The 10,503-nt window shown below is 47.9% G+C and carries 1 pseudogene; it reads right to left on the bottom strand.

Annotation, left to right across the window (positions count from 1 at the left end):
• Positions 1–186: 186 nt before the first annotated feature.
• Positions 187–10,464: pseudogene (locus PBN151_RS07205) on the bottom strand (SDR family NAD(P)-dependent oxidoreductase); the annotation flags it as partial.
• Positions 10,465–10,503: the final 39 nt, after the last annotated feature.

Genomic DNA, 10,503 nt, shown 5'->3' with positions numbered 1-10,503 from the left:
GTTTACAGCTCCGCTCCTTTAACTAAAAACATCAAGCTTCGGCCTTGGTTATTTCATGATCAATTTTTCGATAATGATTTCATTGACCAGATCCACATCCAACTCACCAGCTTCAAGCCGTTGCAATAGTTCCTTCACTTGCGCTGGTTCCTCCGATGGGGGCAGGAATGAGCTTTCAAATTCATTGACTGTCAGTCCTCGGATTTGAATGATCTGGCGTCCATCCTCTGCCGCCAGCACCGCATCAAACTCCTGTTCGCTTGTCTTGGACTGAGTTACATGGATGTAACCCTGGTTCGGCAATTTGCTAGTAAACTCAATTTCGGCTATGGAGTATAACAGATAGATTTTGGAAACCTGTCCGTTTTGGGACAATAGCCAAGTAATGGTTTGAAGCACAGCTTCCAGCCAGGACGGATGTAATAAATAGAGATCCGAATCGTTATTCCAGTCTGTTGGTTGTTGAAAACGAACCAGTGCTTCCCCCGTTTGGCTGAAGATCTCATGCACTCCCCTTAAACTCGGACCGTATTCCAGTCCACAAGTAGCGATAGTGCGGTAAAAATCCAGACCAGCGGCACGGTTCGGACAGCGTGTCTGAATGGCTTTGACCGGCAAAATTGCCCCGATCGGCTGGGCACCTGATTCCGGTTCCCCCTCATACAAGAATTCTCCCTGGGCGGATATGGATTTCCGATTGTCATTCATGATGGCGGCAATCTCCCATTGCACATTGGAGCCGCCTGGATATAACCGAATTTCTAGCAACTTATCATCTGCCAAACTCACGGGTAAGCCCAGTATAATTTGGGAGAGTTTTTTGACCTGGGCGTGAGGATTGGCGATATTCCCCGCGACTCTGGCCATTTCGAGGTACAGAATTCCCAGCATAAGTCGATCACTGCACAACTGGTAATCATTCAGGAAAATTTCCGCCGAATGAATCGTTTTTATGAAGCGAAGCCCGTCCATGTTAGATTCATTGCGATCAATCAACGGGTGAAGCCGGGTACCTTCTCCTTGACCCGATGTTTTTTCCCGCCTAGGTGCGCTTGGAGTAACCCAATACCGTTCCCCCGCAAACGGATAGAGTGGAAGTGAGATTCGTTGCGGTGCCCCGTGAGGATACAACAGGTTCCAGTCAATCTCCACACCGGAAATCCAGAGTTGCGCCAGTTTATCCAGTTGCCGGTCATCAATGATGATACGGAGATACTCCCGGCCTTCCCTCCCGCTTAATAATAATTCCGCATTCAAACCGGCGGATTGAATATTTCCACTATATAGATTGGAGACCTCTGAAGTTCCCCGGCAATACTCGATCAACCGATGGGTAAGCTCCTCATAGGTGGCGGCGATGATTACCATCCGTTCCTCCATCGGCTCCCTTGCTGCTTGCAATGTGTAGGCAATATCCGTCAGTGTTGGGGCTGCCCTGTGTTCGTTTATTTCCGGCGACATAGTTTCGGATGGGTAACGACACTTAAGCAGTTCCGGGAACGTTTGGATAATGTATTGAGAAACAGCATCCAGAGAACGGCTTTCCGATAAAACCGCCAGAGAAATCTCCATGTTAAAGTATTCATTTATTCGCTGGGCCAAGTTTGCCAAATCCACCTGATTCAGACCAAAATCGGCAATCTCGTTCGTTACCGCTACTTCATTTTCATTGATCTGCAACAGTTCCGCGGCAATCCTGACCATATCTTTTCGAACCCGCTCCGGCAATCCGTCGGGAATCAACTCTTCCGAGGATTTTGGAGCTATAGTTTGCTGCAAAAACTTGACCATTCGCTGGGCGGATTCTTTAAGACGTTCCGGATTCCGAGCGGAAAAAACAAATAACTGTTCCTGTCCGCCTCGTTCAGTTTCATACACCCGATCGGGGCTGTCGTACTCTTCCAGAATAATATGAGCATTGGAACCTCCGGCTCCAAAAGCACTAATACCCGCCCGCCTCGGGTATTGTTGGATTACGCCCCCGGACTCGATCAAAGGCCTCTCCCATTCTGTCAGTTCTTGCTGAATATAAAACGGGGTATTTTGGAATTGAATATATGGGTTCAGGGTTTGAGAATGAATCGACGGTGCCAGTTTCTTATGTTTAAATTGCAACAAAAGTTTAGTGATTCCGGCGATTCCAGCGGCAGATTCCAAATGTCCAATATTGGATTTTACCGATCCGACGGAGCAGTATTGCCCAGCTTGGGTAGATTCACCGAAGGCTTTCATCAGTCCAGTAATCTCAATGGGATCTCCCAGTGATGTTCCCGTTCCATGAGCTTCAATATAGCTGATGGTTCGGGGATCAATCCTGGCCTTCTTCAACGTTTCCGTAATGATTTCCGTCTGGGCATTGGGATTGGGCACCGTATAACCGTTGGTTTTTCCACCATGGTTCACCGAACTCCCTTTAATGACTGCGTATATCCTGTCTTGATCAGCTATTGCACGCTGCAACGGTTTTAATAGGATTGCACCGACTCCTTCTCCAGGCACATATCCGTCTCCGCCTTCCCCGAAGCTACGGCAACGTCCGTCACTGGATGTGAAACTCCCCTGACTTAGCGAGATATATTTATCCGGGTGAATAGTCACATTCACCCCTCCAGCCACCGCGACTTCGCTCTCCCCTCGCCGGATACTTTCACAAGCCAGATGGATTGCGGTCAATGATGATGAACACATCGTATCCAAGGCGATACTGGGCCCATGAAAATTGAAATAATAGGATACCCGGTTGGCGATGGACGCGTAGATGGAATTAGTAGCCATAATATGGCCTTTGAGTGACTCCTCGGCACCCAATAACTGATACTGCCCATACATCACTCCGACAAAAACGCCCACCTTTTGATTCCATAGACCAGCACGAGTATATCCAGCGTCTTCCACCGTATTCCATACCGTCTCCAAGAACAAGCGTTCCTGAGGATCTATCAAATGGGCGACACGGGGAGTGATGTTGAAAAACAAAGGGTCAAACTTATCCACGTTATCGATAAACCCACCCCATTTGCAGCTGCCGGGAAAGTCCCGCCAGTCCCAACGCTGTGGCGGTATTTCGGTGATACAATCCTTGCCAGACCTTAAATTTTCCCAAAATTCGTCTACATCACGAGCCATTGGATAACGGCCGCTTACACCGATGATAGCGATATCTTCCATGATCGCACTAGCTTCATCCCTGACTGGGCTTTGGAATCTCGGCCGACGGATTTTTCCGGCCAGGTTCTCATGGGAAACAACAGGTTCTTTTGTCGAGGCTTTCGAGCTGTCTCCCAACATCCCCCTCAATATTCGGGGGAAACGTTGCAGAAAATATCCGGTCAGTTCGGCAATCGTTTGATACTCAAAAAACAAAGTTTTGGAGAGTTCACCAAAATCCTGTTCCAGTTCCCGGGTTACATTCAGCACCGTGACCGAATCGATCCCATACTTCTCCAGTGGTTCTCTTGAATGGATCTTTTCCATCGGCAGTTTAATCTGCCGCCCAAGTATTTTTTTCAGAAACTCTTCGGTTTTGTCCCGTAAATTGGCGTCTTCCAAATCCAGACCACTAGGGCGTGACTCGGCTTTCCCTGTTTGGTTAGCCGTTACATCCACCGGTTTTTCCTCGATAAGTGCACTGATCATGGTGGCGTTACCTTCCAGGATCATGATTTGGGAGCCTGGTTGCCGCAGCGCCGTCTCAAAGGCCATAATTCCGGTTTCAGTAAGTAGTGGAATCAATCCCGTGGTTTCTTTCATTTGCGCGATTAGATTCTCACCAACTTGCATACCGCCGTCCCGCCATAAAGGCCAATTTATAGAAAGACTCTTCCCAGGCCGTCCTTTGGCTTCACGCCACTTGGAGAAGTAATCCATATAACTATTACCAAACGCATAATCTGATTGACCCAAATTTCCAAATTCGGCTGCTGTTGATGAAAACAGCACGAAAAAGTCCAGTTTTTCATCAGCAGTGGCTTCATCCAAGAATTTCGTTCCAAATACCTTAGGGCCTAGAACTTCTTCCATTTCTGTTCGGTTTTTTTTCAGTACAAAAGAATCCCGGAGAAGTCCCGCACTGTGAATTACCCCATGTAAAGCCCCGAATTGCGCTTTCATGTTCTGGACTAACTTCATCACTTCATCTCGGTCAGTAACATCGGCAGAGACATAGATAACCTCGGCCCCCAATGCTTCCAGTTCATGCAATTTCTCAGCTATCTTCTTGGTTAGCGGACTACGTCCGGTAAGCACCAATTTGGCTTGGAATTCCCGAGCTAAGTAGGTGGCGAAAATCAATCCTAACCCACCTGCGCCACCGGTAATTACATACACGCCATGTTTTTTCAGAGGTAAGTTACGGTGATTTTCCGTTTCCACTTGCGCTTCGGCAAGGCGTTTCACATAACGGATGCCTTGTTGGTAACGGATCTCAACCCCGCTATCCCCAGTTTCCATTTCTGCTAGAATGTTTCGGGCCAATTCTTCCGGTAATCCCGGTCGTTCCAGGCGCAGCTCCACTATCTTATATAAAAACCTGTGATTTTCCCGATGCAGGGCTTTCGCGAAACCACTTACCGCCCCGTGGTGAGGTTCTCCCGCGTCAGTGGACTCGTATACATAGAATAAACGAATCTTCTCCTCTGTTTTTTGCTCCATCAGAGCCTGAGTCAACAGGAAAAGTCCATATATTCCAAGGTCAAGTTCCCGGCGTATTTCCGCTTCCATCTCGCTGAACCCTCTCTGGGACCAACGGTAGACGATCCTGCATGATTCCCAATGCTGGAGGTACAGACTCTCTAATAAACGTCGGTAGTCCTCCTGGATATAAGGGTCAATTTCGTAAGTCCCCTCACCTGTTACCCGATACGCTTTTCCTGGCTTGATCAGAATGACGTTAGCCACTTGCAACCTAATGACATCTTTTAGTTCCTCGTCGAGATCAAACAGGATGACCATTTCAGGTTTGGATCCTCGCACCTGTTTGGCTTCCATCGCCACCCATTCGGGCTTGTAGTAAATTTGAGATACATTTCCCCCTAGATCCAGCTGATGGGAAATCGCTTGTTTGACAGTAAATCCACGCATCCTTACCAAAATCCGGCCATGGGGATCCGTTAGTGTGATATTGTACTTTAATGTCCCAGATTTTCTCGCCTGCTCCGACGCAATTTCTGTGTGGGCATAACATTTTTGAGGCAATGATTGAATGAATTCCAATTCTTCCAAAGCAAACGGAAGATACATCTCTCCCCCTCTAGCGGATCTGGGGATTAGCCGGCTGACGGTCTGGAATGCACCATCCATCATCGAAGGATGCCAGTTATACTCGGAGAGAGTTGCGTTCATCTCTTCCGGAAATTCAAGATAAGAGATAGCTTCGGTTTCGCTGTTCCAAATCTGCCGGACGGCCTGAAAACTTGAACCATATGTAAACCCATAGCTCGTAAACTCCCGGTAGAAATCCCGGTAGTTTACATTCTGGTGACAACGTTGCTTAATCGATTCGATATCCAATTCCGTCGTTTCTGTGGTAGATTTCTCATCCCCATAGCCGATTCTTCCCTGAGCGTGAATCGTTCTTAAACGGTTCGCTCCGATAGTAACAATTTCAAAATCCGCCAAATCGCCATCCGGGTATAGGCAGATGTTGACCTCCTGAGGAGCTCCGGCCATGACCAACGGTGTCGCCCAAATAATGTCTTTCAACACTTTGACCGGATTGCCGCAATTCGCTAACTTCCCTGCGACCCTAGCCATTTCAAGATAGATAACTCCCGGCACAACAGGATTTCCATCGATACAATGATCTTTTAGGAAATATTCGCTTCCATTTAATACCTTGACGAAACGCTGTTCCTCGAAGGTTGAATCATTGAAATCAATAAGAGGATGGAGTCCGCGAATTGTACCCTTAGTTCCTGCCTGATCTGTCGGCTCCGGAAGCCAATACCGTTCCCGGATAAACGGATACGATGGCAATGACACCCGGCTCCGGTCACGATCCCGGAATAACCGTTCCCATGGAATGAATGATCCGAAGGTCCATAATGCCGCAATCTTTTCTAAATTCCCTTTACGAATCAGTGCAGTTACATATTCCAGATCCTCTTGCTCTTGCTTTATTAGTAATGAAGGATTAGCCGCCCGCGTCGGGTCATTCCAGAAAACCCCAGTGGAATCTGCTTTGCCGGCAAGAAATTCACTCAATTTCGATTGTAATTCCTGTGGAGTTCGGGCCACTATTGCTAAGCGTGCTTCCATGGCCTCCCGGCCAATTTGAAGGGTGTAAGCAACATTGCCGAACTGCACATCAGTACCGGTCACCATTAAGTATTTTTCCAGTTGCCGAGCTTTTTCCCTAAGCCGATCCTCGTTCCTAGCCGACAGCACCAAAATTTCGGGTTCCTGATGCTGCTCGGGCACAAACGCCTCTGCCTGATATTCCTCAAGAATAATGTGAACATTGGATCCCCCGGCCCCGAAGGAACTTAGTCCAGCGCGGCGGGGATATGTAACCTTTTCACCGTCAACTTCCAGTTCCGTGGGTTTCCACTGAGACAACTCGCGCACCACAAAGAACGGCGTATTATCAAACGGAATATACGGGTTGAGCTTTTCCGCGTGCAAGGACGGGAATATCTCCCCGTATTTCAGTTGCAGCAATAATTTAGTCAGGCCTGCGATTCCTGCAGCGGCTTCTAGATGGCCGACATTTGATTTGGATGAACCGATGGCGCAGAATTGCTGATCATTCGTCCACCGGCCATAGGCTTTTTTGAGCCCTTGAATTTCAATCGGGTCTCCCAGAGAGGTGCCGGTGCCATGGGCCTCCACATAGCCGATCGTTCTGGGGTGAATCCCGGAATTATTTAGTGCCCGGGTAATGACTTCCGCCTGGGCCACGGGATCCGGAACGGAAAAGCCCGAGGTCTTCCCGCCATGATTCATCTCCGAACCTTTGATAACCGCATAAATCGGGTATCCTTCCTGTTTGGCACGTTCCAAGGTAGTGAGCAACACCGCGCCCACCCCTTCACCCGGCACATAGCCATCCCCATCCGCTCCAAAACTACGGCAGTGCCCATCCGAAGCCAGAAATTGCGCTTGTTTCAAAAACATGTACTTATGGGGATGGGTCACTAGATTGACTCCCCCAGCAATGGCATAGTTGCATTCATGTTTGCGTATACTTTCACATGCCAGATGAATGGCAGTCAATGCCGATGAACACATCGTATCAACAGCCACAGACGGCCCATGAAAGTTCATGCAATAGGAAACCATATTGGAGATAGACGCAGGACTTATCCCGAAAGCCAACGGGGTCCCATATTTTTGAGCCATCTCTGCCGCGAATAGTTCATAATGGCTCCAGAAAACCCCTGCAAATACACCCACGCTTTGATCACTTAATGACGGGTAATGATGTTCGGTACGATTTTGATAAAATCCCGCGTCTTCGCAAGCCGCCCAGGCAATCTCCAAAAATAAGCGGGCTTGCGGATCCATCAGTTCCGCCTGGCGTGGTGAAATATTAAAAAAGAGGGGATCGAATTCATCGATTCCCTCAATAAAGCCACCGTGATTATAAAATTGATCCACATCCAGGGTAAACTCATAATTTTTCCAACGCTCTTTGGGTATTCCGGAAATGCAATCCTTGCCATCCCGTAGGTTTTGATAAAACTGTTCAATATTCTCGGCCATGGGGTAACGGCCCGCCAACCCGATAATCGCGATATCATCCTGGCTGTATTGAGATGGTAATGCCTTTTGCACGGAGCTGGAATTCAAGTTCACGGAACCTTGATTCATCGTAGCGGAATCCCTTGATTCTGGGATGGATATTAGATAAGGGCTGATGAAATCGTCAATTTTGCTCTCCACTCCGTAAAGAACCATAGTTTGGGTCTGAGATAGCCCCAGAATATGTCCCAACGCCGTCATACCTTCCCGAACTGGTAAGCTTTTCAGGCCGGACGTTGAATACATTATCTGTTCCATTCCATCATCGACCCGCATCCCGCCGTCCGCCCACAAAGGCCAGTTAATGGTGAAGGTTCTGCCATGGCGCAAGCCACATTGCACCATTTTCTGACGGTTTGCAGCGAAGATATCCATAAAAGCATTGGCGCTGGCATAATCCGCCTGCCCCAGATTTCCCAAAGCCGCTGACGTAGAAGAAAACAAGACGATAAAATCCAACGGCTCCTCACGGGTCAATTGATCCAAATTCCACAGCCCTTGGACTTTCGGTTGAAATACCGCGTGAATCTCAGACGTTTTTTTGTGGATGATAAGTTGATCGCGTAATACGCCGGAACTATGGAAGATACCGCTAATCGAACCGAATTCATTCCGAATTTTGGTCAGCGCATTGGCAAGTTCCACCTGCTTGCCCAAGTCAGCTTCCACATACAATACCTCTGCGCCTTTTTGCCGGAGCCTTTGAATATGTTCCTCCTTAGCTATGGACAGCTTGGAGCGACCAATTAGAGCCAATTTAACCTTAGCCTGCCTCGTTATATACTCAGCAAGGATGAGCCCTAGCCCCCCCATGCCACCAGTAATCACATACACTCCATTCTCTTTAATGGAAGTGGCGCAGTGCACCGCTTCCATCTTGGTTTTTTTCCATTTTCTAATACACCGCTGTAGCTCCTCGCCTTGGTAGCAAATCTCCGCCGCGCCTTTTTCGGCTGCCTCAGCCTCATCCTTAAGCAGTCGAGCAATTCCGACCACCGATTGGGTGCGAAACTGTTCCATGGTGATGATTTGGCTGTGAATCTTGGGATTTTCCTGGAATGCGGATTTGAAAAGGCCCCCTAATACATGAATATACTTGCCTTCCTCACCCGCATCTCCAATAACCTGCACCAGCAATCCTCCGTTACTCTTCGACTTCAGTTGTTCCTTAAGGATGGCCAATACGTTGTTAAATTTCACTTCCACCTGGGAAGGTATATCTTCATCCTCGGAATTCAATACCATAACACGGGGAGCTATGTTTGCCTGATTTAGCAATGGCATGATTTCTGCTCGGAGTGTTTCCCTCGGATCGTCAAGAATTATCAAATGTTGATCATAGAACTGGACTTCATTGCGACGATTTAGGTTTTGTTGACACCATATAGGTTGCAAATAGAGCAGCTCATGATTATTCTTCCCTCGACTCGTAGCGGAATCCCGTTCAGCCCGAACTCCATCCAGTTTGACTTGCGGCGAACCCGACAATGAGCTCGCCAAAACGGAAAGATCTTCACTGTTCTCCAACAGGAAATCCGCCAACCGCTGAATATTGGAGTATTCAAACAATAAGGTCGGGTAAAACTGCTGGCCTAATGTTTGTTCAAGCTTTTTGACCAGTCCCAGTAAATTAGTGGAATCCAGTCCAAGATCGTAAAATCCACAGGTAAGTTCTATCTTATCTGGAGACTGGTTCAAAATCCCTCCAATTTCTTTCTGTAAATACGTAATCAACCGTTGTTTGGGATCACCTGTAAATTGACGTTCATTCCCGGTCTCCACAGTGTTTTGAACGGAATGGTGGCCAGCCTCCTGAGTCGGAGATTCCGGGCTTACCGCTTGATTGGTTTGCGAAACATCTGTTTCCACCAATTTTTGAATCAACTGGGGTTCCCGGATCCGTTTTACCGTTAACTTCTCAAATTCAGCCAACACAGTGCCTTCTTCGTTGAATATCGTGATATCCGTGGAGATGATGTCCGGGGTCTCCACTGAATTGACACCGGTTCCAGTGTTTTTCGTGTAGCTATAAATGGTTGCCGGGAGCGGCTTATAAATGCAAAACCTTTCAATCATAAATGGGATATAGGGAGTGCGATCCTCGAACAGATTAGACTGGGTACCATCCATGCGGAAAGTTGCCCCCGCGAAGGTGGTTCCGTCCAAAAACGCCGGATGAGCGTAAAATTTACTCCGGTATTTTTCCGCCAAATCGCTTAAATGAAGCTGCATGAGCTCTTCTTGATCTCTTCGATAGACCGTTCCCATGGTTTTCATAAACCCATAATGTTGAATCTGCACTCGGCGCGCCAGTCCGTATATATCATCCATATCCCACTTCCGGGTATAGTTGTCCATGATGGCCTTCACATCCAGAGAGTGGCCGGAGTCAGAGCAACCCCGCAGAAAAAGCAGGCACTCCATATTTTCATCAGACTGTACGTCCATGGGAGTATTGCCCTTCATCTTTTGACTGGTGACAGTAACCTTCCAACGGGACTGCTCAGGGATAAAGGTGACCGAAACGTCGTTGTCAAACTCCTTGGAAGTTACAATGGGCTGCTTGAATACCACCTGGCGCAATTCAATGGCTTGCGTATCAAGATAAACAGTGGATAGCCGATAAATTAAGTCCAGCAAAGTGACTCCCGGAAGAGTCCGGATGTCATGAACCCGGTGATCCCGTACGATCAAATTTTTATCATTGATTATCTGATGAAATGTTTTCTTCGTTTGACCCGGCATAGCTTCCTCCCCCGATCA

The organism is Paenibacillus sp. NAIST15-1, from assembly GCF_001894745.1.
GTDB classification, from domain to species: domain Bacteria; phylum Bacillota; class Bacilli; order Paenibacillales; family Paenibacillaceae; genus Paenibacillus_B; species Paenibacillus_B suaedae.
The sequence above is the reverse complement of the archived record's forward strand: the minus strand, read 5'-3'. Positions and strand labels throughout refer to the sequence as shown.